At 52.5% G+C, this 25,543-nt stretch carries 27 protein-coding genes; 15 read left to right on the top strand and 12 right to left on the bottom strand.

Features of this window, described 5'->3' with window-relative positions:
• Positions 1-204: 204 nt before the first annotated feature.
• Positions 205-2,403: a transglycosylase domain-containing protein gene (locus J4E70_RS00495; RefSeq protein ID WP_213887106.1), complete on the top strand. Its 2,199-nt coding sequence runs from the start codon at positions 205-207 to the stop codon at positions 2,401-2,403.
• A gap of 70 nt (positions 2,404-2,473) precedes the next feature.
• Here J4E70_RS00495 and J4E70_RS00490 read toward each other — a convergent pair whose 3' ends face one another.
• Genes J4E70_RS00490 through J4E70_RS00480 form a run of 3 tightly spaced genes read right to left on the bottom strand, consistent with a single transcriptional unit; the run spans position 2,474 to position 4,206 of the window.
• Positions 2,474-2,875, bottom strand: coding sequence for a hypothetical protein (locus J4E70_RS00490; protein WP_213887105.1), 402 nt, complete (start codon positions 2,873-2,875; stop codon positions 2,474-2,476).
• 4 nt (positions 2,876-2,879) lie between these two features.
• Positions 2,880-3,485, bottom strand: coding sequence for an MlaC/ttg2D family ABC transporter substrate-binding protein (locus tag J4E70_RS00485; RefSeq protein WP_213887104.1), 606 nt, complete (start codon positions 3,483-3,485; stop codon positions 2,880-2,882).
• Positions 3,475-4,206 carry an MlaA family lipoprotein gene (locus tag J4E70_RS00480; protein ID WP_213887103.1) on the bottom strand — a complete coding sequence of 244 codons (732 nt, stop codon included), beginning with the start codon at positions 4,204-4,206 and terminating at the stop codon, positions 3,475-3,477. The genes J4E70_RS00485 and J4E70_RS00480 overlap by 11 nt, the downstream gene beginning before the upstream one ends.
• 393 nt (positions 4,207-4,599) lie before the next feature.
• Between J4E70_RS00480 and J4E70_RS00475 the strand changes: the two genes are divergently transcribed.
• The 4 genes from J4E70_RS00475 to J4E70_RS00460 are packed head-to-tail and all read left to right on the top strand — an operon-like array spanning position 4,600 to position 7,348.
• Positions 4,600-5,064 carry a RidA family protein gene (locus J4E70_RS00475; protein ID WP_213887102.1) on the top strand — a complete coding sequence of 155 codons (465 nt, stop codon included), beginning with the start codon at positions 4,600-4,602 and terminating at the stop codon, positions 5,062-5,064.
• Positions 5,061-5,831: a glycerophosphodiester phosphodiesterase family protein gene (locus J4E70_RS00470; protein WP_213887101.1), complete on the top strand. Its 771-nt coding sequence runs from the start codon at positions 5,061-5,063 to the stop codon at positions 5,829-5,831. Before J4E70_RS00475 ends, J4E70_RS00470 begins: the two co-directional genes overlap by 4 nt.
• Before the next feature lie 48 nt (positions 5,832-5,879).
• Positions 5,880-7,061, top strand: coding sequence for a GNAT family N-acetyltransferase (locus J4E70_RS00465; protein ID WP_213887100.1), 1,182 nt, complete (start codon positions 5,880-5,882; stop codon positions 7,059-7,061).
• Positions 7,058-7,348, top strand: a complete 291-nt coding sequence (locus tag J4E70_RS00460; protein WP_213887099.1) for a 4a-hydroxytetrahydrobiopterin dehydratase — start codon at positions 7,058-7,060, stop codon at positions 7,346-7,348. The genes J4E70_RS00465 and J4E70_RS00460 overlap by 4 nt, the downstream gene beginning before the upstream one ends.
• Before the next feature lie 137 nt (positions 7,349-7,485).
• On the opposite strand, the gene J4E70_RS00455 is transcribed toward J4E70_RS00460, so the two are convergent.
• Positions 7,486-7,974: a peroxiredoxin gene (locus J4E70_RS00455; protein WP_213887098.1), complete on the bottom strand. Its 489-nt coding sequence runs from the start codon at positions 7,972-7,974 to the stop codon at positions 7,486-7,488.
• Between the two features lie 83 nt (positions 7,975-8,057).
• Between J4E70_RS00455 and J4E70_RS00450 the strand changes: the two genes are divergently transcribed.
• A complete protein-coding gene (locus tag J4E70_RS00450) occupies positions 8,058-9,269 on the top strand; it encodes an NAD(P)/FAD-dependent oxidoreductase (protein ID WP_213887097.1) in 1,212 nt (403 codons plus the stop codon).
• Positions 9,266-9,826 (top strand): 16S rRNA (guanine(966)-N(2))-methyltransferase RsmD, encoded by a 561-nt coding sequence (gene rsmD / locus J4E70_RS00445; protein WP_213887096.1) that lies wholly within the window; start codon positions 9,266-9,268, stop codon positions 9,824-9,826. Before J4E70_RS00450 ends, rsmD begins: the two co-directional genes overlap by 4 nt.
• A gap of 29 nt (positions 9,827-9,855) precedes the next feature.
• Here rsmD and map read toward each other — a convergent pair whose 3' ends face one another.
• On the bottom strand, positions 9,856-10,668 hold the full coding sequence (map, locus tag J4E70_RS00440; protein ID WP_213887095.1) for a type I methionyl aminopeptidase: 813 nt from the start codon (positions 10,666-10,668) through the stop codon (positions 9,856-9,858).
• Positions 10,669-10,819: 151 nt separating this feature from the next.
• Complete coding sequence (gene sfsA / locus J4E70_RS00435) at positions 10,820-11,530, bottom strand: DNA/RNA nuclease SfsA (protein ID WP_213887094.1); 711 nt, start codon at positions 11,528-11,530, stop codon at positions 10,820-10,822.
• A gap of 45 nt (positions 11,531-11,575) precedes the next feature.
• Here sfsA and J4E70_RS00430 point away from each other — a divergent pair, with 45 nt between their 5' ends.
• The 4 genes from J4E70_RS00430 to J4E70_RS00415 are packed head-to-tail and all read left to right on the top strand — an operon-like array spanning position 11,576 to position 14,562.
• Positions 11,576-12,316, top strand: coding sequence for a competence/damage-inducible protein A (locus tag J4E70_RS00430; protein ID WP_213887093.1), 741 nt, complete (start codon positions 11,576-11,578; stop codon positions 12,314-12,316).
• The gene (locus tag J4E70_RS00425) at positions 12,303-13,028 is read left to right on the top strand and encodes a GNAT family N-acetyltransferase (RefSeq protein WP_213887092.1); all 726 of its coding nucleotides are present in this window, start codon (positions 12,303-12,305) and stop codon (positions 13,026-13,028) included. The genes J4E70_RS00430 and J4E70_RS00425 overlap by 14 nt, the downstream gene beginning before the upstream one ends.
• Positions 13,029-13,051: 23 nt before the next feature.
• The gene (locus J4E70_RS00420; RefSeq protein WP_213887091.1) at positions 13,052-13,621 is read left to right on the top strand and encodes a peroxidase-related enzyme; all 570 of its coding nucleotides are present in this window, start codon (positions 13,052-13,054) and stop codon (positions 13,619-13,621) included.
• Positions 13,618-14,562 carry an OmpA family protein gene (locus J4E70_RS00415; RefSeq protein ID WP_213887090.1) on the top strand — a complete coding sequence of 315 codons (945 nt, stop codon included), beginning with the start codon at positions 13,618-13,620 and terminating at the stop codon, positions 14,560-14,562. Before J4E70_RS00420 ends, J4E70_RS00415 begins: the two co-directional genes overlap by 4 nt.
• An 86-nt stretch (positions 14,563-14,648) precedes the next feature.
• Here J4E70_RS00415 and J4E70_RS00410 read toward each other — a convergent pair whose 3' ends face one another.
• From J4E70_RS00410 to ilvD, 6 genes are all read right to left on the bottom strand, one after another.
• Positions 14,649-15,554 carry a LysR family transcriptional regulator gene (locus J4E70_RS00410; protein WP_213887089.1) on the bottom strand — a complete coding sequence of 302 codons (906 nt, stop codon included), beginning with the start codon at positions 15,552-15,554 and terminating at the stop codon, positions 14,649-14,651.
• 172 nt (positions 15,555-15,726) lie between these two features.
• Complete coding sequence (locus tag J4E70_RS00405; protein ID WP_246531551.1) at positions 15,727-17,754, bottom strand: NADPH-dependent 2,4-dienoyl-CoA reductase; 2,028 nt, start codon at positions 17,752-17,754, stop codon at positions 15,727-15,729.
• A 119-nt stretch (positions 17,755-17,873) separates the two neighbouring features.
• On the bottom strand, positions 17,874-18,257 hold the full coding sequence (locus J4E70_RS00400; protein ID WP_213887088.1) for a hypothetical protein: 384 nt from the start codon (positions 18,255-18,257) through the stop codon (positions 17,874-17,876).
• Between the two features lie 9 nt (positions 18,258-18,266).
• Positions 18,267-19,040: a DUF6478 family protein gene (locus J4E70_RS00395; protein ID WP_213887087.1), complete on the bottom strand. Its 774-nt coding sequence runs from the start codon at positions 19,038-19,040 to the stop codon at positions 18,267-18,269.
• A 99-nt stretch (positions 19,041-19,139) separates the two neighbouring features.
• Positions 19,140-19,781 carry a hypothetical protein gene (locus tag J4E70_RS00390; protein WP_213887086.1) on the bottom strand — a complete coding sequence of 214 codons (642 nt, stop codon included), beginning with the start codon at positions 19,779-19,781 and terminating at the stop codon, positions 19,140-19,142.
• Positions 19,762-21,495, bottom strand: a complete 1,734-nt coding sequence (gene ilvD, locus J4E70_RS00385) for a dihydroxy-acid dehydratase (RefSeq protein WP_213887085.1) — start codon at positions 21,493-21,495, stop codon at positions 19,762-19,764. Before ilvD ends, J4E70_RS00390 begins: the two co-directional genes overlap by 20 nt.
• 227 nt (positions 21,496-21,722) lie before the next feature.
• Here ilvD and J4E70_RS00380 point away from each other — a divergent pair, with 227 nt between their 5' ends.
• Genes J4E70_RS00380 through J4E70_RS00365 form a run of 4 tightly spaced genes read left to right on the top strand, consistent with a single transcriptional unit; the run spans position 21,723 to position 25,542 of the window.
• Positions 21,723-22,604 (top strand): CPBP family intramembrane glutamic endopeptidase, encoded by an 882-nt coding sequence (locus J4E70_RS00380; RefSeq protein ID WP_213887084.1) that lies wholly within the window; start codon positions 21,723-21,725, stop codon positions 22,602-22,604.
• A gap of 60 nt (positions 22,605-22,664) precedes the next feature.
• On the top strand, positions 22,665-23,606 hold the full coding sequence (gene accD / locus J4E70_RS00375; RefSeq protein ID WP_213887083.1) for an acetyl-CoA carboxylase, carboxyltransferase subunit beta: 942 nt from the start codon (positions 22,665-22,667) through the stop codon (positions 23,604-23,606).
• Positions 23,603-24,877 (top strand): bifunctional folylpolyglutamate synthase/dihydrofolate synthase, encoded by a 1,275-nt coding sequence (locus tag J4E70_RS00370; protein ID WP_343229435.1) that lies wholly within the window; start codon positions 23,603-23,605, stop codon positions 24,875-24,877. Before accD ends, J4E70_RS00370 begins: the two co-directional genes overlap by 4 nt.
• Positions 24,874-25,542, top strand: a complete 669-nt coding sequence (locus J4E70_RS00365) for a phytanoyl-CoA dioxygenase family protein (protein ID WP_213887082.1) — start codon at positions 24,874-24,876, stop codon at positions 25,540-25,542. Before J4E70_RS00370 ends, J4E70_RS00365 begins: the two co-directional genes overlap by 4 nt.
• Position 25,543 lies beyond the last annotated feature (1 nt).

The following is a 25,543-nucleotide window of genomic DNA, read 5'->3' as shown; positions in this document are numbered from 1 at the left end:
CGATGCCGCACATGCGCGCTTCAAGGGAGAGAGACGAAAATTTAGGCATGAATCCCTTCGATCGCACATTTTTTGCGGTTTTTTCGGGCTATGCTTAAAATTTAAGCTTTGGAAAAATGGATTGCGATTGGCTCTATAAGCTCCACATTCCAACGCGAAGCGTGTAAGTTGCGAAAAAAAGGCAGGCGCCGGATTGGGTGACGCATGAGTGGTACTGGCAAAAAGAAACCGCCATTGGTGGCGGATCGGCGTTATGCGTCAAAGGCAGCATCAGGTAAAAGACCTGCTGCCAAGACAGCTACCACACGCCGAACAACTAAAAGCAAACCCACCCCAAGGAAAACGACACGACGTAGGCGGAGCAGATCTCGCAACCCAATTATTAGGGCGATATCAGGATTGTTTCGTTGGGTATTTCGGATGATCTGGGGTGTGGTCTGGCGCAGCTCTGCTGTGCTGCTGCTGCTAGTCACCCTGACCGTTGGGTACTTCGCTGCAACACTGCCTGACGCCACACAGCTGATCGACGGACGTACCCGCGGATCCGTCACACTGCTTGACAGAAACGGGCAGGTGTTCGCGTGGCGCGGCGATCAGTTTGGCGGCATGATTACGGCTGATACCGTTTCCCCACATCTGAAAAACGCCGTCATCGCGACCGAAGACAAGCGTTTTTACCGGCATTTTGGCATAAGCCCGCGTGGGATTGCGAGCGCAGTACGCATCAACCTACGCGCCGGACGCGGCCCGCTGTCCGGCAACGGTGGCTCTACAATAACGCAACAAACAGCGAAACTGCTGTGTCTTGGTGTTCCACACGACCCTAGTTCAGGGATGACTGAAGCAGAATACGAGGCTGATTGTCGCCGGGGAACGCTCTGGCGTAAGGCGAAAGAAGCGATCTACGCACTTGCGATGGAGGTACGGTACAGCAAAGACGAAATCCTTACGATCTACCTCAATCGCGCGTTTTTAGGCGCAGGTGCACGTGGTTTTGAGGCGGCGAGCCAACGTTATTTCGGTGAATCAGCAAACACAGTTTCTCCGACAGAGGCTGCAATGTTGGCGGGCTTGCTGAAAGCCCCGACACGCTATGCACCGACGAACAACCTTGAACGGTCTCGTGACCGTGCGCAGGTCGTTTTGAATCTGATGGAAGAGCAGGGATATCTTTCTACGGCTGAGGCAGTGAATGCACGCGAAAACCCCGCGGAATTATCCGCAGCCGCAGCCGCACGCGCCGGTGGGTATTTTGCGGACTGGGTCATGGGAAGTGGGCCAGATTTCTTTACCAGCAACACAACCGAAGACGTTATCATCCGCACAACGCTTGATCAGCGCATACAAACTGCTGCCGAAGAAGCGCTGGCCTACATTTTTGAAACCAAGGTACGCGACGGTTCAGAAGCACAAGCCGCGATCGTTGTCATGTCATCCGACGGGGCGGTGCGTGCAATGGTTGGCGGACGGCAAACACGCGTATCAGGCGCATTCAATCGTGCGACGCAGGCTCTGCGTCAAACTGGGTCAGCATTCAAACCCTTCGTTTATGCCGCCGCTCTCGACCTTGGGTACAGTTACAACGATTACGTTGATGACTCACCGCTCACAATCAACATTCCGGGGTCCGGCGCATGGTCTCCGACGAACTATGATCACAAATTTCATGGCCAAGTGACCCTGACCGACGCCCTGAGACAGTCCTTTAACATTCCGGCTGTCCGCGTTTCCGAAAGCGTAGGTCGCGAAAATGTGCGCAAAATCGCAGCCGATTTCGGCATTGAAAGTGATCTGGCTTTGGGCCCGGCACTGGCGCTTGGCGCATCGGAATCCACTCTTATTGAAATGACAGGCGCATACGCTGGCATCTTAAACGGCGGAAGCAGTGTGACACCTTACGGGCTTGTTGAGCTTCGGCTACAGGGCGAGCAGGACCCCCTTATGCGACAAGAGGGTGGCATCGGTGAACGTGTCATCAGTGAAAATGCAGCTGCGCAACTCATCTATATGATGAACCAGGTTGTCGAAGCCGGTACTGGTCAGCGTGCAAAGTTGCCGGGACGGCCAGCAGCAGGTAAAACAGGAACAACTCAGGCCGCGCGCGATGCGTGGTTTTTAGGCTTTACCGCCGACTATGTTGCGGGCGTCTGGATGGGCTATGACAACAACACTCCGCTCACTGGTGTGACAGGCGGTGGTCTGCCAGCCGAAATATGGCACGAAACGATGCTACGGGTTCATGAAGGTTTGCCTGCTCAACCGCTGCCTATGATAACACCCGTTCCACCGCAGCCACCTTTGTCCGAATTGCGTACACGTGGCAACAGGGGCAGACGGGACCGTCAGGCAGATGGCATAATTCTTGATGTATTGAACAGCATATTCGGCGGTCGCAATCGCTAACTTTTGCACCAGAGACGCCTCTTAACTGGTTTGCTTGCGCCGCTAGCGCGGGCGAGTGCTAATGTGATTTTCACTCGTTGCTAACGACGTCGTCAACAGCACCCTCAACCAGATCTTCCTCTGAACAGTTATCATATTTGAATGCATAGCCGTTCCAGACCATGATCAGCCCTGAATCGGCAGCTTTCATGAACAGCACCCGTTCGACCCAATGGGCGTCTTCGGCTTCGCATTCCATGTCATAGAGAACGGCATTCATATCCCGAACAGAGACCGGGCTAATCATCGTGCATTGTGAACCGACACCAATAAAGGTGTTGTCTTCGACCTTTAGTGCACCACCCTCTTCGCCAATCCTAGCACAATCAGCACCAGCCACCTGACGGTAGATACCATCGAAACTCCCAAGCTGTTCTTCAGCTATTGCTGCCGAGGCCAAGAGGCCTGTGGCTATGACAATGCCCAAGCGCATCGCGTCAGCCGGTGTTCCGGAGATCGCTGATCAACTGATCAAGATTCCCACGTCGCCGGTCAAGCATTGCGCCTATCTCTTCGCGCTCAACTTTTGTCAGGCTAATTCCTTCGATCACCATGTCAAAAAACAGGTTTCGACCACCTGCTTCCTTGACCAGAAAATCGATGCGGAAAGGCGCTTCTCCCTGCAGATGTGCAGTTGTCTGCACTTCGTGCCAGCTTTTTACAGCGCGGGCTGAATCGACTTCGATCCGACCCCCTATAAATTCCCTAAACCGACGACCATATTTGCGTGCAATGTATCTTCGAAATGCCACTGTAAAATCGCGTAGTTGCGCTTGGCTGGCAGAGCGCGCATCGGCTCCAAGCACCCGGATAGCAATGACGGCAGTGTTCGCAAACCGATCAAATATTCGTTCGAATTGCGTCAACATACGTGATTCAGATCCGCCAGAGTTGATAACGCGCGTGATCTCGCTCACGACATCATCAATCAGTCTGCGCGCTTCAGCGGTGGTCAGCGCCATCGCTGAACCGGGCACCGCCGCGGCAACCACGCCGGCACCAAGTCCGGCCAGAACAGTTCGTCGTTTTACATCATTCACCATACAGATCCTCGAACAATGAATCTATTTCGTCAACTTCGTCGTCGGTTACTTCTACACCCAGCTCAAACCTGCGATTCTGCAAGTAAAGAGAACGTGCCTGTGCGTAACTATCTTCGCTCTCATACAAGATAGAGTCTATCGTAGACGAATACTCGTACCGATCACCAACTTTTGCGAGTCCTGCTGAAAATACACCAATTGCGTTTTCAGGCGATGGCACCATGTAGACAAGCGGATTGGTAAAAAGGTCGACAATCATGCCCACTGTAGCCCGGTCCGTCGACGGCCCCAACAAAGGTAATTCCATAAAGTTACCTTCTTTGAAACCCCAGACATATAGCGTTTCGCCAAAATTGGTTCTGTCTTCCTCAACACCCATAGGTGTGGCCGGGTCCAGAAGGCCACCCATACCTAGCGTTGTATTGATCACAAAACGCCCGGTGTGCTTCAGTGCCTTCCCAATCCTAAACTGCAAGAGGTTGTTTACAACAACACGCGGCAAATTCAGGTTTCCGGCGAAGTTACCGATACCTCGGCGAATAGGCATCGGTATCCCTCTGCCATAAACCTTTGAAGCTGGGCGGAACAGAAAACGGTCAAACGCTATGTTTTCGGCATGAATACGGCGGTTTAGTCTCTCATTTGGATCCTGAATTCCATCGACTGGCTGCGAAAAACCGCACGCGCTGAGAGACAGCGCGACGACAAGTACACAAGCCATTTTTAGCCTAGCTCTTGTGGGGCAGGTTCTGGATCCAGGCAAAATAATTCTCTTCGACAATCCCATTCAGCCCCTCAAATAGTATTTTACTTACAAAGTCCAATCAATCGGCGGTGTAGAAAACGTCATTGTGACTGTTTGGTTACAACGAGCAACGATAAATCAATTAATCTTGTTTTTTCTATGGAACACGGAGGGCGTTGCTTTGTTGCCAATAGTACTTTCAACGCGCCACGTAGGCCTAATCTTAATGCATTATTAACGCCTTAGAGGCTTGAAGGGACGAACAATCTCAACAATTTTGGTTTGAAATTCGACCAGAACCGATTTTGTGGTTTTCCCCGTCCGCAGTCCGGGCTAGCGTCTGTTCAAATTCGAATAGGGAGAATTCTCATGAGCAATGGTCTCGAAGCACGACTTGTTGAACTTGGTGTAACACTACCCGATGCACCTGCCCCGGCCGCTAACTACGTGCCGTTCGTACAGATTGGCGACATTGTGTATGTCTCTGGCCAAATCTCTAATGGGCCTGATGGGTTAATCACCGGCAAGCTTGGTGACGATATGTCAACTGAACAAGGCGCAGACGCTGCAAAATCCTGTGCAATCAGCCTACTCGCGCAAGTTAAGGCCGCTTGCGGTGGCGATCTTAACCGCCTTGTCCGCGCCGTAAAACTCACCGGATTCGTCAATTCGACCGCCGACTACACTGACCAGCCTAAAGTCATAAATGGGGCGTCCGATTTTCTTGTTGCAGCGATGGGTGACGCCGGGCGTCATTCGCGCTCTGCTGTTAGTGCTGCATCACTGCCGTTGGGCGTTGCTGTGGAAATTGAAGGTATTTTTCAAATAAAATGACGCATCTGCCCCCGGTATTTTTATCAACTCCGATTGCGCATCGAGGCTACCACAATCTTGCAAAAGGCCGTGCTGAAAATTCGCGCGCTGCGTTTCTTGCTGCTATTGAAGCAGGCTACGGCATTGAGATGGACCTGCAGCGCACCAAAGACGATCAGGCCATGGTTTTTCACGACTATGATTTGACCCGTCTAACTAGTGAAAGGGGCCCGATTCAGCAACGTTCAGCCGCAGAAATGGCAGAGATTCAACTGATTGGCAGCAACGAAAATGTACCGAGTTTTGCTGAAGTTCTAGACCTTGTCGCCGGGCGTGCTCCTCTACTTGTCGAACTAAAAGACCAAGACGGTGAGATGGGCCCAAACATCGGGCCTTTGGAGCAGGCAGTTGTGAATGCGTTGATAGGCTACGAAGGTCCGGTCGCACTAATGTCTTTCAACCCGCATTCAGTTGCCAAACTTGCAGAACTTGCACCGCATCTTCCGCGCGGACTCGTTACAGAAGGCTGGACAGACAAAGATACACAAATGATTCCGGCAGCACGACGCCAAATCTTGCGTGATATCCCGGATTATGATCGCGTTGGCGCTTGCTTTATCAGCCACGAGGCAGCAGATCTCTCCAGACCACGCGTTGCAGAACTAAAAGCAAGTGGCGCGCATATTTTGTGCTGGACGATACGCAGCCCCGAAGCCGAAGCCGAAGCGCGCAAAATTGCCGACAATATTACCTTCGAAGGTTACGCCGCTGCCTTGCCCACCGCTTGACGTTGGCCGCTTCGCCCCCAATCTATGTCCCGCAGACAGGTGAGGCAGATGAGCAATCAACAAATCGAAATACATGTTCTGACGTCGCTCTCTGATATTTCAGAAGCAGAGTGGGATGCCTGTGCTTGCCCCGAATCAAACGAAAGCAGGCCGATTGATCCGTTTACAACCCACCGATTCCTCAAAGCGCTGGAAGACAGCGGGTCTGTTGGCACGGGTACGGGTTGGACGCCTCGTTACCTAGTTGCTTACTCCGGTGAAATGGCTATTGCTGTCACCCCGGCCTACGCAAAGACCCATAGTCAGGGCGAGTATGTTTTCGACTATAGCTGGGCACACGCTTATGAACGCGCTGGCGGACGATATTACCCGAAGCTGCAAATTTCCGTCCCCTTTACACCAGCCACTGGCAGGCGGTTTCTGGCGCGCCCAGGGTATGAGGAGATGGGTCAGTCTGCACTGGTACAAGGTGCAGTACAGCTCGCGTCTGAAAATCAACTTTCTTCGCTGCACATAACATATTGCACTGAAGCCGAGGCCGAAGCAGGCCGCGCAATGGGTCTGCTTCACCGCACGAGCCAGCAGTTCCACTGGGAAAATACAGACTATGCAAATTTTGATGCGTTTTTAGCGAGCCTTGCGGCGCGCAAACGCAAAAACATCCGAAAAGAGCGTGCAACGGCGCAGACATTTGGCGGAACAATCCATCAATTTACCGGGGACCAGATCGAACCCGAGCACTGGGACGCATTCTGGACATTTTACCAGGACACAGGCGCACGAAAATGGGGCACCCCTTATCTGACGCGCGCATTCTTTGATATTGCGCAAGAAACTCTGCGTGACGATATCCTGCTGGTGTTGGCAGAGCGCAATGGCCGCTGGATAGCTGGGGCCATGAACATGATCGGAAAAGGTACTCTTTACGGCCGCTATTGGGGGTGCACCGAAGACCACGCCTGCCTGCATTTTGAACTCTGCTATTATCAGGCGATTGATTACGCCATTACCCACGGCCAGACACGCGTCGAAGCTGGTGCTCAGGGCGACCACAAACTGGCGCGCGGCTACCTGCCGGTCACGACTCATTCGCTGCATTGGATCGCCGACCCCGGCTTTGCGAATGCAGTTGAAAAATACCTGGTCGCAGAACGTGAAGCCGTTGACAATGATATCGATGTACTGACCAGCTATGGCCCATTCAAGAAATCATCCGGAGAAGAAAAATGAAACTGTCCGATGAACAACGTGAATCTGACCTCGCTCCACTAATTCAAAACGGCTGGTCTCTCGTCCCGGATCGCGACGCGATCTCGAAAACCTTCACCTTCAAAAGCTTTATCGAGGCGTTCGGGTGGATGACCCGGATTGCAATCTGGTCTGAAAAATACCGCCACCACCCAGAATGGTCGAACGTCTACAATAAAGTGGACGTGACCCTTACGACGCACGATTCAGACGGTCTGACAGAGCTTGATGTAAAGTTGGCCAACAAGATGGATACGCTTGCGCACTAAACATCTGCTTTGTTGAAAAACCCATCGAGCCTATTCGATAAGCTCAGACAACCGCGAAACTTTCTTTTTCCAATAAATATCCCCGCCGGAGGCAAAAACTTTAGTGCCTCCGGCAGGGATATTTTACGGATAAAGAATTAAAGTGCTGCGAGAAGATTTTCACCGCCTGAGATTTCGCAGGTTCCCCGGGCAACCTCCTCGTTCAAGATTCTTACAACACCATCTTCAACAAGCATTGCATAACGCTTTGATCTCGCCATCAGACCGGCAGGTGGAGCATCGAAACTCATCCCAATTTCTGTGGTGAAAGCGCTTTGTGCATCCGCGAGCATCGTCAAACCGGCATCGGATGCACCCGTCGCGTCGCTCCAGGCTTTCATTACATGAGGGTCATTCACCGAAATACAGATTATCTCGTCAACGCCTTTCGCTTCAAGCGCATCTTTTGACCGAATGAAACTCGGGACATGCGCGGAGTGGCACGTAGGTGTAAAAGCGCCCGGCACGCCGAAAATAATCACTTTTCGTCCGGCAAGCTTGTCTGAAAGCGCCACTGATTCTGGCCCATCTTCGCCAATTTTCAGCAGCGTAGCCTCTGGTAGTCTGTTTCCGACAGATATTGTCATCTTGGCCCCTCTTGCGCGATTGCGTTTCGTGTAGACGAAGATATAGGCTTCATACCTGCAACTACTAGGTCACGGGGAAAGAGATGAGTCATATTGTGATTATCGGCGCAGGACAAGCTGGGTGTTCTCTTGTCGTCAAACTTCGAAACCTTGGTTTCGAAGGCAAAGTGACCTTGATTGGAGAAGAACCAGTCCCCCCTTATCAACGCCCGCCGTTGTCAAAGAAATATCTGCTCGGTGAGATGGATCTGGAGCGGCTCTATTTAAGGCCCAAAAGTTACTACGACGAGGCAAACATCACTTTAAGGCTCGGCAAACCCGTTTCAAGCATCGATACGACTGCCAAAACCGTGACCGTTGGGGATGAGACAATCTCTTACCATCAACTCGCGCTAACCACTGGCTCCGTTCCGCGTCATTTGCCTGATGCAATCGGCGGCGCATTACAAGGTGTTCACGTCGTACGCACCCTTGCTGATGTTGACGGCATGGCACCGGAGTTTACCAGCGGACGTCGCGTTTTGATTGTTGGCGGTGGCTATATTGGGCTAGAGGCTGCGGCAGTTGCATCCAAGCTCGGCGTACAAGTCACGCTCGTTGAAATGGCAGATCGCATTTTGCAACGCGTTGCAGCGCCTGAAACGTCAGACTATTTCCGCAAGCTACACCAGTCTCACGGCGTAAATATCCTTGAAGGGCTGGGTTTGGAACGTCTGCTGGGTGAGGGTCGTGTCAGTGGCGCTCGCTTTACCGATGGCAGTGAAACCGACGTTGATTTTGTTATCGTGGGTGTTGGCATAATGCCGGGAAGTACGCTGGCAGAGGTCGCTGGGCTGACAATTGAGAATGGCATCAAGGTTGATGCACAGGGTCGCACCTCTGACCCTGCAATCTGGTCCGCGGGTGATTGTGCTTCGTTTCCCTACAAAGGCAATCGTATTCGTCTTGAGAGCGTTCAAAACGCGATAGATCAGGCAGAGTTGGTCGCCGAAAACATTCTGGGTGCGGGAAAGGAATATGTCCCTATGCCTTGGTTCTGGTCTGATCAGTTTGGCACCAAATTGCAGATCGCAGGATTAAACACAGGCTACGACACTATCGTCGTGCGCCCGGGTGACAAGGGCGATGCTGTATCGCATTGGTACTACAAGGGAGACACTTTGCTTGCTGTTGATGCGATGAATGATCCACGCAGCTATATGATCGGAAAGCGGCTTATTGAATCGGGGAAATCCCCTGCACCTAGCGTAATTGCAAACCCGGACACCGACATGAAAGCCTTGTTGAAGGCGTGAGGATCATAGCTGGCACGCATCGAGGGCTTACGCTCACTTCGGTTGGTAAAGGCGATGCCGGGGCGCATTTGCGGCCAACCGCTGACAGGGTGCGCGAAAGTCTGTTCAACGTACTTCTGGGTGGTCGCTTTGGCGACCCAATTACGGATACCCGGGTGCTTGATCTGTTTGCGGGTACAGGTGCACTGGGGCTTGAAGCACTCTCTCGCGGGGCTTCGCACGTTACGTTTGTTGACAACGGTCGCGTTGCTAAAAAGCTCATCCGCGAAAATATTGCTTTGACACGCCGCCAGCCGGATACACAGCTTTTGAGTTGTGACGCCTGCCGTTTGCCCGTGAACGGCAACGAACCCTATGATCTGGTTTTTATGGACCCACCCTATGGCAAAGGCCTGGGCGAGACCGCTTTAGACCTGGCAGTTAAGGGCGGATGGATCGCCGAAGGCGCATTGATCGTGTGGGAAGAAAAAAGCCCCCAAAAGGCGCCAGAAGGTTTTGAACTGCATGACAGTCGGAAATACGGGGACACGTTTGTTACCATTCTCGGGAGAACATAACTAGAGGGATCGCTGTGAGTTACTGCAGATTATTCGCCCCACGTCGGGTGGAACTTGTTTCCGGGTGATAATGTGAAAATGTCGACACCATCTGCTGTAACACCTACTGAATGTTCGAATTGCGCTGACAAGGACTTGTCTCGTGTAACAGCTGTCCAGTCATCGGCCAAAACCTTTGTTTCAGGGCGGCCAAGGTTGACCATTGGCTCAATCGTAAAGAACATGCCTTCTTCCAGCATTGGGCCAGTACCAGGTCGACCATAGTGAAGCACATTCGGCGGAGCATGGAACACCCGACCCAAGCCATGACCACAAAAGTCGCGCACAACCGACATGCGATGGCCTTCGACATAACTTTGTATCGCGGCACCTATGTCACCAAATGTGTTGCCGGGTTTGACCTGTTCGATACCCTTGAACAGCGCGTCATGCGTAACCTGGATCAAACGTTCGGATTTGCGGCTCAGTTGACCGGCCACATACATCCGGCTTGTGTCACCGAACCATCCGTTGACAATTACAGTCACATCAATGTTCAGGATGTCGCCATCTTTAAGTTTTTTCTCGCCGGGGATGCCGTGACACACAACATGGTTCACGCTTATGCAGCTTGCGTGTTTATACCCTTTGTACCCAATCGTCGCTGACTTGGCCCCAACCGCATCCACCATATCAGTGATTGCACGGTCAATTTCACCGGTTGTTACGCCTGGCACAACCAGCGGTGCCATATCGTCAAGAATTTGCGCAGCCAAACGACCTGCTGCATGCATACCGGCGAAATCATCAGCCTCGTAAATCCGAATTCCGTCTTTAGTAACTTTGCCGCGAAGGTCGTTCATTTGGTTTGCTCTTGCTTGGTCAGTCTCAATTTCGAAACCTCCTACACATAATGACAACTTTCATCCAGAGCAAACCGCAATCATATTGGAGACAGCTTATGTCACAAACCGCATTCGGAGTGCGCCCTTACCGCGAACAGCAGGCCCGATTTCAAACTGGCATTTCAAACGGCAACGTGCGGTTTAGCGAAACATCTTCGACCGAAATGCTTGTATCATAACACAGCACCTCGACACCTTTTGCGCGCGCTTTTGCAAAGGTTTGGGCATATACAGAGTCGATATCTGCCGCCACGCTTACACGGGAACAATCGGTACGCTGCACCAAGTAAAACAAAACGGCGCGGTTCCCTGCGGCAACCATTGCGCTCAACTCTTCCAGATGCCGGGCACCCCGCGCAGTTACGCTGTCAGGAAATTCCGCCAAATCGCCTTGCCGTCTTAACGTGACGGATTTGACTTCTACATAAGCGTCCGGGAGCCCGGACTCGCTCAGCAAGAAATCGACACGGCTATTTTGACCATATTTAACTTCTGGTCGTACTGTCTTGTAGCTAGCCAACTCTGGTATTTCACCTGCTATAAGGGCAGCCCGAACTGCGCGGTTGGGTAGCGCTGTGTCGACGCCGGTAAAATGACCATTCTCATGCTCAACCAGGCGCCACCCGTATTTCAGCTTTTTCTTCGGGTCATTGTTCGGTTCGAGCCAAATACGTGTGCCTGGTTCTTTTAAACCCAGCATCGAGCCTGGGTTTGCGCAGTGGGCAGTTATTTCGCGTCCATCCTCCAGCCTGGCATCTGCCAGAAAACGTTTGTAGCGGCGGATTAGCACGGCAGGTACCAAGGGGGTTTGAAAGCGCATAAACCCGACCTATACCCAAGGTGAAATCCGAACAAGGAGCTTCACATGTCTAATCCAACCGCAGCAATGTTGGTTATCGGTGACGAGATACTCTCGGGCCGAACACGCGACGCCAATATGTACCATCTTGCGGGTGAGCTTACGAACAACGGGATCGCACTCAGCGAAGTACGTGTCGTTTCTGATGATCGGAGTGCAATCATCTCTGCGACGCGTACCCTGTCGGAAACTTACACTTACGTTTTTACCTCGGGCGGGATTGGGCCGACCCATGACGACATTACGGCGGATTGCATTGCAGCAGCCTTTGGTATCCCTATCGATATTCGCGATGATGCGCGCGCGATTCTGACAAAACACTACGCGGACACAGGATTGGAATTAAATGCAGCGCGTCTTCGCATGGCACGTATTCCCGAAGGCGCAGAGTTAATAGAAAACCCGGTTTCTGCCGCTCCCGGTTTCATTCTGGGTAATGTCTTCGTAATGGCCGGGGTTCCTTCGGTCTTTCAGGCCATGGTCGCTGGTGTTATTCACCAGCTTTCCGGCGGGCGACCTCTTTTGTCACAAACGATGCGGTTCATGGTTGGCGAAGGCACGATTGCCGAGCCTCTGGGTGCACTTGCCGCAGATTTTCCTGACCTTTCAATTGGATCTTATCCATTTCAGAAAGATGGTGTTTACGGAACAAATATCGTCGTTCGCGGCTCTGACGGCGGGCTGATTGACGCCGCCATGATCCGGCTTTCAAACCTTTTACCTGAGGTTACAGATGACCCCGAATGAGCTAACCAAACTCTTCGAGATTTCCGAAGCTACGTGGCCGCCTGCCGCTTTCCACGAAATAGAGGGCTGGGTTGTGAGAGATGGAGCAGGCGGCGGGCAACGTGTTTCGTCTACGACAGCCGCAGAATTAGGAACATTGCCCGATATTGAAATGGCCGAAAAAGCCATGGCAGCCCTTGATCAACCTAATCTTTTCATGATCCGAAAGGGTGAACATGCACTTGATGCTGCTCTGGACGCTCGAGGATATACCGTCAAGGATCCCGTTGTCATGTATTCTTGTCCGGTCAAAGATCTCACCGGTGTAAAACCTCCGCGCGTTTCAACGTTTAACATTTTTCCACCACTTCAGATCATGCGGGAACTTTGGGCGGAGGGTGGAATTGGACCGGCAAGGATCAACGTTATGCTGCGCGCCAAAGGGCCCAAAACCACCGTTCTCGGGCGACAAAATGATCGTGCCGCCGGGGTCGCGTATGTCGGAATTCATCAAAATACCGCGGTTCTTCATGCGCTAGAGGTTTCACCAGACCAGCGTCGGCAAGGAGTTGCCATCAATATAATGCGGGCGGCCGCGCATTGGGCACAAGATCAGGGTGCCGAAACTCTGTTAGTACTGGTGACTCAAGAAAATAAGGGGGCGAATGCTCTCTATTCTTCCCTCAGCATGCAGAATGTGGGAAACTATCACTACAGAATAAAAGCCGCATAAGCGGTAAGAGAGCAGGCTAACAGATGACAGAACCCTATGTAACCGCGCTTGACCTTCCTATGGTCGACCCTCTTCCTGAGGCAACGCAAAAGTATTTTGACATCTGCGCGGAAAAGCTTGGGTTGGTTCCAAATGTGCTCAAGGCCTATGCCTTTGACGTCGAAAAGCTGAACGCTTTTGCAGGTATGTACAATGATCTCATGCTGGCACCGAGCGGATTATCCAAACTTGAACGCGAAATGATCGCCGTGGTGGTTTCATCGATCAATAAATGTTTTTATTGCCTCGTCGCCCATGGCGCAGCGGTGCGCGAACTGTCGGGCAACCCCGAACTTGGGGAAATGCTTGTGATGAATTACCGCGTTGCAGACCTGGACAAGCGCCAGCGTGCAATGCTCGATTTCGCGGCAAATTTGACGGAAGCAAGCGCCAAAACTCAGAAAGCAGACCGGCAGGCGTTGCGGGACGCGGGTTTCAGCGACCGTGACATATTCGACATCGCGTCTGTAGCAGGCTTTTTCAACATGACCAATCGCGTCGCATCTGCTGTCGATATGCGACCCAACTCGGAGTACCACGCGTCACACAGATGACCCTTCGCACATTCATATTGGCGACTGTCGCGGCAGTAATTTCCGGACCAGGCCATGCCATGACGCTGGAGTTCACCGGCAGCGCAGTTCAATCTGCAGAACAGGTTGAACCCTACGGAAGTTACGCATTTCCCCTTGGCCCTTGGTCTGACGGTGTAATTGTTTCGGAGAATGCCGAAGGCAAAATAACCCAGCAAGCATGGAAAGTTCCGGCTCAGGGTTTGACAACACTGCAACTGCTGGCACCTTTGCGGGAACAGTTGACAGCAGCAGGATTCGAGATTGTCTTTGAATGTGAATCAACGGTCTGTGGCGGTTTTGACTTTCGGTTCGATATTGATGTTGTTCCGGAACCTGCGATGCATGTCGATCTTGGCGATTACCGATTTCTTTCAGCAAGACGCCTGAACGGCGAAACCCCGCAGTATCTAAGCCTTTTGGTAAGCCGTAGTGGTGACACTGGTTTCGTTCAGTTTATGCACGTTGGCGCTGAAAATGCGGCGGCGCCACAATTTGTCGCCTCAGCAGAGACGCCTGCGCCCCTCGCCGCAGGGCGTATACATTCGGCTTTGGGTGAGATGTTGGAGCAGGAGGGATATGTCGTTCTTGAAGACCTCAACTTTGAAACCGGGTCATCCGAACTTGACGAAGGCGACTATGTTACTCTGGTGGCGTTGGCGGAGTACTTAAACGCGCATAGGGACAAAACCATAGCACTTGTTGGCCACACGGATGCAGAAGGTTCACTGGCGGGAAATGTCGCGCTCTCCAAACGGCGTGCAAGTTCTGTTTTGCAACACTTGGTGTCCAACTACGGGGTAGATAGTGCACAGATGAGTGCCGAAGGCATGGGTTTTCTTTCGCCACGCGCAACAAATTTGACTGAAGATGGGCGAACTCAAAACAGACGCGTCGAAGTCATATTAACATCGATTGAATAAACACCCCAAAACAGTCAAAAAGACCGGAGCGTTAAACACTTCGGTCTTTTAAATTTTAGGATTCACAGAAGTGGTAACAGGCGTGCTTACCAGTTGTCTGGCCCCTTATCTGCAAACGCGTGAACGAGAAAATCAATAAATGCACGCACTTTTGGCTGTGTAAACCGACCGGGTGGGTAGACCGCATAAATGCCCTGACGGTCAGCAGGCAATTCTGGCATCGCCTCTTCAACCAGACCATCTTTCAAGGCTTCTGCGTAAAGAAAACTAGGAAGATACGCGATTCCCAGACCTGAAATCGCCGCGTTGAGCAGGGATTGCCCGTCATTCACGCTCAGCCAACCTGCGGTACGCACCTGACGCTTTTCGCCAGAAGGTGCCGTCAGTTTCCAGACAGACCCATTAGATTGGTTCGAATAATGCAGCAATTTGTGATCATTCAGTTCGTCGATTTTTTCTGGCCGACCAAATTTTCTAAAATAGTCAGGAGAGCCGACCATACGTTTGGAGGTATCAGTCAGCTTTCTGGCGCGCAACGTACTGTCTTCCAATTCACCAATACGGATTGCTAAATCAAACCCCTCGGAAATTAACTCAACGAAACGGTTGTTAAGCACCATATTAACGGTGATATCCGGAAATTCCTGAAGAAACTCGCCCAAAACAGGCGACAGGTGATTGACACCAAAATCTGTCGCGACGGATATTCGCAACAATCCGGAAGGTGCCGATTGCATTGATGTAACCAATGCATCTGCCTCTCCGGCGTCGTTCAAAACGCGGCGGGCACGATCATAATAGGCCAGGCCAATTTCTGTCGGGCTGACGCGACGCGTCGTGCGGTTTAGTAGTCTCGCACCAAGGCGTGCTTCAAGTGATGAAACATGTTTGGAAACGGCAGATTTTGAAATCCCCATTTTCTTCGCCGCATCCGTGAATCCCCCTTGATCCACGACGGTGGCGAAAGCTTCCATTTCGGTTAGTCGGTCCATTGCGTTACCCAATACTGCGCTCACCCATTCCGGATGTGTATTACAGTCAATTTTGGCAACAATGGGTCACGCGACGGACGAAAAAGCGGTGATCACAATAAAATTCGAAATTTGGAAACAATTGTTTCGAACCAAACTCCGCAGGAAATGAAATTGAATCTACGAAATTACCCTAAAATTGTGAGGCCAACCACGTACCTTGATTGATTGCACGCTTTGCATCCAGTTCTGCTGCCACATCCGCGCCGCCAATAACATGCGGTGTTACCCCGGACGCAATCAAACCGCCGACAAGACTGCGATCAGGTACCTGCCCCGCACAAAGAACAATGGTATCAACTTTCAAGGTTTGCGGGTTTTCCCGCGCTTCGCCAAAAGACACATGTAAACCTTGGTCGTCGATCTTTTCGTAATTGACGCCACCAATCATTTTGACGCCCTTCATTTTTAATTCTGTACGGTGAATCCAACCCGTCGTCTTGCCCAACCGTCTGCCGAGTTTTTCAGCCTTGCGTTGCAAAAGGGTCACCGAACGCGCGGCTGGTTCTGGCTGTGGGCCTTGTTGTGCCAACCCGCCAGCAGTTTCCTCCGGGTCGCCAACACCCCATTCAGCCTTCCAGCGTTCCAGATCTTCAGAGGGGCTCGTGCCTTCGTGCACCAGGTATTCTGCGACATCAAATCCAATGCCACCCGCGCCGATGATTGCAACACTATCCCCCACGGGTAACTTGCGACGCAGGACATCAATGTAGTCTACGACATTTGTTGCATCCTGCCCGGCAATATCAGGATCACGCGGCAATACGCCCGTGGCGATAACCACTTCGTCAAAGCCTTGCAATCGCTCTACTGTTGCTTCGGTCTCCAAGCAAAGATCAATGGTGGACTTTTCAACCATCACGCGAAACCAATCAACAAAGCTGCGGAATTCTTCCTTACCGGGAACCTGTTTTGCCATGTTAAGCTGTCCGCCGATCTGATCAGCCCTGTCAAACAAAGTTACCTCATGCCCGCGCTCGGATGCGGCGAGCGCACAAGACAACCCTGCCGGTCCTGCTCCAACCACAGCAATCTTCTTTGCGCGATTGGTTTTTTCCAGTACCAGTTCCGTTTCATAGCAGGCACGTGGGTTTACGAGACATGTCGAAACCTTGCCGTTAAAGGTATGATCCAGACAGGCCTGGTTACAAGCTATGCAGGGCGCAATTTCCGTACTGCGCCCCTCTGCAGCTTTCTTAACAAATTCAGGGTCCGCCAGAAAAGGCCGCGCCATAGAGACCATATCAGCACAGCCATCGGCCAGAACACCTTCTGCAACCTCGGGTGAATTTATCCGGTTGGATGTTATGATGGGAATGGAAACCTCTCCCATCAGTTTCTTCGTTATCCAGCTAAAAGCCGCACGTGGCACAGACGTCGCAATGGTTGGAATACGCGCTTCGTGCCAACCGATTCCGGTATTAATGATTGTTGCACCAGCGGTTTCTATTCGCTTTGCCAACTCTACAACTTCGTCCCAGGTTGACCCGTTGGGCACGAGATCAATCATCGACAGCCGATAGATAAGAATAAAGTCGTCACCCACCGCTTCGCGAACACGACGCACAACCTCAAGCGGCAAGCGCATCCGGTTCTCGTAAGTTCCACCCCAGCGATCCGTCCGCTTGTTTGTGTGAGTGACCAGAAACTGATTTAGGAAGTATCCTTCCGACCCCATTATCTCTACGCCATCATAACCAGCCTCGCGCGCACGCGCGGCGGCAGTAGCAATGTCCGAGATCTGCTTTTCTATTCCCGCTTCACCCAGTTCTTTTGGTGGAAAAGGAGATATCGGTGACTTCACGGGCGAAGGAGCCACACATTCGCGTCCGTATGCATAGCGTCCCGCGTGCAATATTTGCATCGCAATCTTGCCGCCCTCGGCATGGACCCGGTCTGTGACTGTACGATGGTTCGCAATATCTTCAGCACTGAACAACCCTGCAGCATCCGGGAAAACACCGCCTTCGCGGTTTGGCGCCATTCCACCCGTTACGATTAGCGCAACTCCACCGCGCGCACGCTCTGCATAAAACTCAGCGACCCGACACCAGTCTTTCGTCTCTTCCAGACCGGTGTGCATAGACCCCATTAGCACGCGGTTTTTCAACGTGGTAAAACCAAGCTCCAGAGGGGCAAGAAGATGCGGGTAATTTATCATGACAGGTCCTTGGAAAACTCCGATGAAGATGCAGTAATTTCCGTCATCTTGTCACGAAGAACGCCACGTCAACTTTGAAAGGGTCGCATTTCAGACCAAAGCACGTGAAAAAATTAAATTTAACCAACGGTCTCAAGGCAATGACGGCGAAATGCGCGTTTCAGCATATCCAGTTCAGCGCGCAGCAAATCTACTTCGGCCCGAAAGTCATCTTCCAGCGCCATTCCTGTCACAATTGTGTAACTGCCAAGCCGCGCCCCGCTGCGTGTGTCAGTAATCAAAAAGGTTTGCACCCCATCCGAAAGGCATTCAACGGGAATTGGGAAACTGAGCACCCATTCGCCGCCTTTTTCAGGATTTTCGGTCAGGCTGACCTCCGGAATTGGTTTTTCCAGATGTGTTACCTTGAGTTCCGGTACAGGCGGCGTATCACCCCCCATAACAAGCAGCCCTTCCCAAACACCTTCCGAAGTGCGTGTGTGTGTCAACGTTGTCTCAACCATGCCGACCCCCTAAAGTTCTGCACGTGGGCGACGGCTAAACGTGACGTCGCGTAAAATAATCTGGTTCATTTCCGGACCTTCAAAAATCAAATCGATCCAGATCCGGTCTGTCCGCTTTTCGTTCAGTTTGGTGTAAGCCAGATCGAACTCCACCATCACCTCATCTTGGTTAAGTGGCAGTTCCCGCACGATCTGCTCGGTGTTTGGTCCATGCTTGATGTTTAGGCGCGCAAAAATTTCGAGAGGTTTTTCCAACTCAACAATAACATCCATTCGGATCACGTGTTTCTTCTTGAGCCCCTGTACAGCTGCTTCGGGCAATTCGATGACCAAAGATAAAAAACTTCCGTCAAACCTAAAAACATCCATTCGAACGCCAAAGGGGGCAAGATCTGCTTCTCTTGTGTTCCGCAACTGCCGAAGAGTTAACTCAGATATGCGGCAGTCATGAAACACGGTTGCCTCGTCACCAAAAATGGATTTGCTCTCAACCCCTGCTTGTCCCGAAGGTGTTATCGGCCCACGCCAAAGTTCCGGCCTGTAAGACCAGTCTGTTCCAAGTGGGGTCTGTATCGCGTTGGAGCCCATCAACGGCAGGGCCAACCGGTTTTCTGCAACCTGAATAAACCGGTCAATCGGACGCCGCACCTGACGCGCACGGGTGCGGAACAGGCGCAGGCGAACCAGATCCATCTGCGCCGCAGCATCAGCAATTTTTTTCCAGCGATACAGGAAACGCCGGTGAAACAGACGCTGAAACAGGGAATCTATGCGTTTTGCCATGTATACCCAAAACCTCGACACGCCAGTTAATCCGGCTTCTGATTTCTTATATCGCCCAAAGAGGTTTCATAGAAGCAAAAGTCAGGCAAAATTTCAGTATTAGCTGTCGCCTGTGTTGCGGCGGCGTATTTGCTGTACAAATTCAGTCAATGTGGCGCGTCCTGCGTCGCTTGAAAATGGCCGTTCGTCGGTGCCAAAAACAGACGCTGTCACCAGTCGGCCTTTCACATCAAAGAATGCCCGCCAATATTCGTCTCGCACTTCGCTCGCCAGCCCCTCGCTCGCATCACGCGCATGAATATAGAAAACCTTATCCCTTTGAAGAGTGTCCAGTACTTCGACGCTGTCAGAGTGACCTGTTTGACTAAGCGCTGCGCGACCTTCTTCCGAAGTAAAAAACCGCTCCAACGTATCAAGCGATTCAGATACTGGTTTGCCAGCGACCGGTGTCGAGACGGAAGCCATCAAAACAGCGGCCACATCAGGTGTTGGCTGTTTTGATGATCGTGCAATAGCGGCACAGCTTCCCATAAGAACAAACGCGCCGTCCGCATTATCACGGCTCGCGGGCCGATCGATACAAAACCCCGGCGGACCGGAGATCACAACGCTGTTTTGGGACACAATCATTTGGCTGGGGGCATAGCCAAATCCGCCCCCGTCAATGCATCCGGCCAAAGCCAAAAGCGCGGCTACGCCTGCAACCGCGCATGTTTTTAAGTCAGAGGTCCATGTAGACATGTAGCTCCGCTTCTGCGCCTGGATGTGTAACAGCACCTTTGTTGGTCGGGCCAACAAGCTGCGCGTACTTCCACAAAGCACCTGACGCGTAGAGCGTCTTTTTGGGGCCTTTCCAATCAGCTTTGCGTGCTGCAAGTTCTTCATCTGTCAACGCCACCGATAGTTCGCCCTTGATCGCATCTATCGTAATAACGTCGCCATCTTTCAGCAACGCGATTGGGCCACCATGCGCGGCTTCTGGCCCAACATGGCCAACGCAGAAACCACGTGTCGCGCCGGAAAAACGCCCGTCGGTAATAAGTGCTACTTTTTTACCCATACCTTGACCTGAAAGCGCCGCCGTTGTTGCCAGCATTTCGCGCATTCCGGGCCCACCGGCCGGACCTTCGTTTCGAATGACCAGCACTTCACCTTCTTTGTACGTGCGGTTTTGCACGGCTTCAAAAGCGTCTTCTTCGCTTTCAAATACACGCGCCGGACCACTAAAGACCTGCTGTTCCTTCGTCATCCCGGCCACTTTCACAATCGCACTTTGCGGAGCCAGATTTCCCTTTAGGCCAACAACGCCGCCTGTTTCGCTCAGCGGCGTAGCTACTGGATAAATGACTTTGCCGTCGGCTTCGCGCGTTACAATGTCAATCTCTTCGCCCATGGACCGACCGGTTGCAGTCATGCAATCGCGGTTGATAAGACCGGCTTTATCAAGCTCTTTCATGATAACTGGCACACCGCCAACTTCATAAAGGTCTTTCGCAACATAGGCGCCGCCCGGTTTCAGATCGACGAAATACGGCGTCTCGCGGAAAATGTCGCAGACATCATCAAGATCGAAATCAATTCCGGCTTCATGGGCCATCGCAGGCAGATGCAGACCGGCATTGGTTGACCCACCAGTACATGCAACAACACGCGCCGCGTTGATCAGCGATTCAAGGGTAACAATGTCACGCGCCCGGATATTCTTTTCCAGCAGGTTCATCACAGCGCGGCCGGATGCTTCACCGTAATGGTCGCGAGATTCATAAGGTGCAGGTGCCCCAGCAGAGTTTGGCAATGCAAGGCCAATTGCCTCGGACACGCATGCCATAGTGTTCGCGGTGAACTGACCGCCACAAGCACCGGCACTTGGGCACGCCACAGCCTCAAGTTTTTCCAGCTCACAACTGCTGAGGTTGCCAGCCTGATGCTGACCTACAGCTTCAAACACGTCCTGCACCGTCACATCACGGCCTTGATAACGACCCGGCAGGATCGATCCGCCATAGATGAAAACCGATGGTGTGTTCAGACGGATCATCGCCATCATCATGCCCGGCAATGATTTGTCACATCCCGCAAGTCCGACAAGCGCGTCATAACAATGGCCGCGCATGGTCAATTCAACCGTGTCCGCGATTGCCTCACGGCTTGCCAAAGACGAACGCATGCCTTCGTGGCCCATCGCAATGCCGTCGGTTACTGTGATCGTCGTAAACTCGCGTGGCGTGCCTTCGGCGCGTTTGACACCCATCTTCACGGCTTGTGCCTGACGGTTCAGCGAGATGTTACATGGTGCGGCTTCATTCCAACACGTCGCAACGCCAACCAGCGGCTGGTGAATTTCTTCCTCAGAAAGCCCCATTGCATACATGTAAGATCGGTGTGGCGCGCGTGACGGACCTTCGGTTACATGGCGGCTTGGTAGTTTAGATTTATCGAACTTGCTGTTGGACATGGAATGACTCCCGTTTCAGACCTCGACTTGGAATATTCGACAGTCGACCTGTGTACAAGCGTGATTGCGGCTTTCCTGCCCTCCTTGTAGGTTTGGTTTGCGGTATTCCTAACCCGGCAGGTCGACTGAAACGGACCATTCCCCACTTACACAACCCACCGTTATTGATTTCCGCGCACATCCCCGTCAGAGTGAGCCTTCGTCTTTTACAGTCCAGAAAATCCCTGATGTCCTACGTCCCTTACGAACAACTCGTCGCGCCCGCGCGCAGAAAACCTCAAATCTGGCGACTTGTGGTTGGGCTGGTGCTATGTACCGTACTTTACCTCTTCGGAATTATCGCTTTGGGCGAGGCGATCTCTTTTCTGTTGAAGATACCTGCCTGGTCTTTCGAAATGCTGCTAAGCACTGGTAACCCAACTGCTACGCTTGTTATGCTGTTCAGCTTTGTCATGATGGCACTTCCTCCGATGCTGATTGTGCGATGGTTACACAAAAGGCCGGGCCTGACTTTGGTTGGTGATTTACGCCTCACCGTGCGATATTTTTTTCGCGTTACTTTTGCGTTGATCCTTCTTCAGATCGTCTTGGAAATCTTGCCGCCTTATGACCCGTTCGAAGTTGTTGCAAACCTGTCGTTCAGGCATTGGATGGCTTTATTGCCATTGTCTGTTTTAGGGATTGTGATCCAAACCAGCGCAGAAGAAATTCTGTTTCGCGGCTACATTCAAAGCCAACTCGCGGCGCGTTTTAACTCTCGTATCATTTGGATGGGGGTGCCCTCTTTTCTGTTCGCTCTGGGGCATTTCGACACCGCAACTCTGGGTGACAACGCGATCTGGGCAACGCTTTGGGCCGGGATGTTCGGCTTGATGGCGGCAGACCTGACAGCACGCAGTGGCAACCTTGGCGCAGCTATCGGTTTTCACTTCACAAACAACGCCTACGCTATGCTGATCGTAGGCTTTCCGGATCAACTTGGTGGTCTCGCACTCTATCATCTGCCTTACAGCGCGTCAGACATTGAGGCAGCAAGCCCGCTTATCATGCTTGATTTCGGCTTTTTGATTGTTGCATGGCTTGCGGCGCGTATTGCAATAAGGCGCTGATTGCATTTCAAGCGCTGGCGTCTTATTTCAGAGCAAGACTTTAGCAAAGGTACAGCACGAATGAACTGGATCACCAATTACGTCCGACCCACAATCAACTCGCTGTTTTCCCGTCGTGAGGTGCCGGACAATCTCTGGACCAAATGCCCTGAGTGCGGGACCATGCTGTTTCACCGGGAACTTTCAGAGAACCTGAATGTTTGCACGGGGTGTGACCATCATATGGCGCTTGCACCACGTGAGCGTTTCGAGGCGCTGTTTGACGGTGGAATTTTCGCTGAAATCGAAGTGCCCGCCGCTGTCGCTGACCCGTTGCACTTTCGCGATCAGAAAAAATACCCTGACCGGATGAAGGATGCACGCAAGAAGACCGGTGAAAAAGACGCGATGCTGGTGGTTGAAGGTGAAATCGGACGCACTTCTGTTGTTGCCGCCGGACAGGACTTTTCCTTCATGGGCGGCTCTATGGGTATGTACGTTGGAAACGCCATTATTGCCGGTGCCGAACGTGCCGTTGCCCTGAAACGTCCCTTTATCTTGTTCTCCGCCGCTGGTGGAGCCCGAATGCAAGAGGGTATCCTCAGCCTTATGCAAATGCCGCGCACAACTGTAGCGGTGGAAATGCTGCGCGAGGCTAACCTGCCTTACATCGTTGTTCTGACGCATCCAACAACGGGCGGTGTAACCGCCTCATACGCGATGCTTGGTGATGTGCAAATCGCAGAACCAAACGCACTTATCGGGTTCGCCGGAACCCGCGTGATCGAACAAACCATTCGCGAAAAACTGCCTGAAGGTTTCCAGCGTTCTGAATATCTGCTGGACCACGGTATGCTGGATCGCGTGACGCACCGCAAGGATCTGCGGGAAGAGCTGATCACCATTACCCGAATGCTGATGGGTTTACCGCCAGCCGTCATGGGTGAATTGCCCAAACCTGATACAAATTCCAAAACCGATGACCAACCGGATGGTACCCCTGCCGAGGATGCCAAAAAGTGAACGAGGCTACATCGGACGTCATCCTGGCACGGATGATGGCGCTGCATCCTAAAATTATCGATCTTACGCTTGATCGCGTCTGGCGTTTGCTGGCTGCGCTTGATCATCCGGAGCGTAAGCTACCACCAGTGATTCACATCGCAGGCACCAATGGCAAAGGATCAACTCAGGCGATGATTCGTGCCGGTTTAGAAGGCGTCGGTAAATCAGTGCATGCCTATACGTCGCCACATCTTGCCCGGTTTCACGAAAGAATTCGTCTCGCAGGTACCCTGATTTCAGAGACACATCTCACCGAAATACTTGACGAATGCTACGCGGCGAACAGCGGCGAAAACATCACCTATTTTGAGATCACCACCGTCGCCGGTTTGCTGGCATTTGCCCGCACCCCGGCAGATTACACGCTGCTTGAGGTGGGTCTTGGCGGGCGCTTGGACGCCACGAACGTGATCGACAAACCCGCGTTGACCGTGATCACACCCATTTCTGTTGATCACGAACAATACCTTGGGGACACGCTGGAAAAGATTGCCGCCGAAAAAGCCGGTATTCTGAAACGAGGTGTGCCCTGTGTCGTTGGCCCACAGCCGGAAGAAGCGCTGGACGTGATAGAAGCAACAGCCGCGCGGCTTGGCGTTCCGCTTCTAGCTCATGGCCAGCACTGGCATGTTTTTGAGGAACGGGGCCGTCTGATTTTTCAGGATGAACATGGTCTTCTGGATCTGCCGCTTCCCAACTTGCTGGGCGCGCATCAGATGCAAAATGCCGCCGCCGCGATCGCGGCATTGCGCGCGCTTGGATATGGCGAAACCGCCTGCGAAGCGGCGATGACAAACGCGAACTGGCCCGCCCGGATGCAGCGATTAAAATCCGGCCCGTTGATTAAAGCCGCTGGCCCAGCAGAGCTTTGGCTGGACGGCGGTCACAACCCGGCAGCCGGAGATGCGCTTGCCGAAGTTTTGAAAAGTCTGTCACCCAGACCAACCCATTTGATCTGCGGTATGCTGAACACGAAGGATGTCGGCGGGTATCTCAGGCCGCTGGCAGAAGTTGCCTCATCATTGACGGCTGTTTCCATCCCGGGAGAGGCAAACACCCTGCCCGCCGAAACAACCGCTGAAGCCGCTGAAAAAGCCGGGTTGCAATCCAGCACGGCACCGGACGTTGAAGCGGCAATTAATAGCATCGCTAAAAGAGCACCAAATGCCCGCATCCTGATCTGCGGATCGCTTTATTTAGCGGGCACGGTATTACGTGAAAACGGATGAGACCCACGCTTGAAACGACAGGTGCCGAGTGTTTTTCGAAAGCGCTTTCTGACGCAGAGTTCCAACTTTTGGAACAGCTCGGCGAAGAAACGGACCCGCGCCAACCCGGCCAGCGTCTCAAAGGCAACCCGGCTTCCAAGCTGCTGACACAAAACCAAAGCGCAATGCGCGATATCGCCGTGCAGTTCCTTGGCCCGAATGCGCGGGCTGTCCGGGCGATCTTGTTTGACAAAACTGCCGATAACAACTGGCCGCTCGGCTGGCATCAGGATCGGACAATTTGCGTGAAACGAATTGCTGATGTTGCGGAGTTTGGGCCATTTACGCGCAAATCCGGCCTGCTTCATGTTCAACCGCCCGCGTCCATCTTGGAACACATGCTGACACTTCGTGTGCATCTTGATCCGTGTGGCGCTGAAAATGCCCCTTTGAAAGTGGCGCTTGGCTCTCACAAGCTGGGGCTTGTTCGTGTCGATGATATCGCAGACGCCGTGGCAAGCTCAGAACAGTTGGACTGTCTGGCAAAGCCCCGAGATATCTGGGCGTATCGCACGCTTATTCTACATGCCTCTGACGCCGCTCAACACCCGACGCGCAGACGCGTATTGCAAGTGGATTTCGCTGCATTTGATTTGCCCGACCCGCTGGAATGGGCCGGAATTTAGC

Source organism: Pseudohalocynthiibacter aestuariivivens (assembly GCF_018457175.1).
Lineage (GTDB): Bacteria > Pseudomonadota > Alphaproteobacteria > Rhodobacterales > Rhodobacteraceae > Pseudohalocynthiibacter > Pseudohalocynthiibacter aestuariivivens.
Note: the sequence above shows the minus strand (reverse complement) of the source record. Positions and strands in the feature narration are given on the sequence as shown.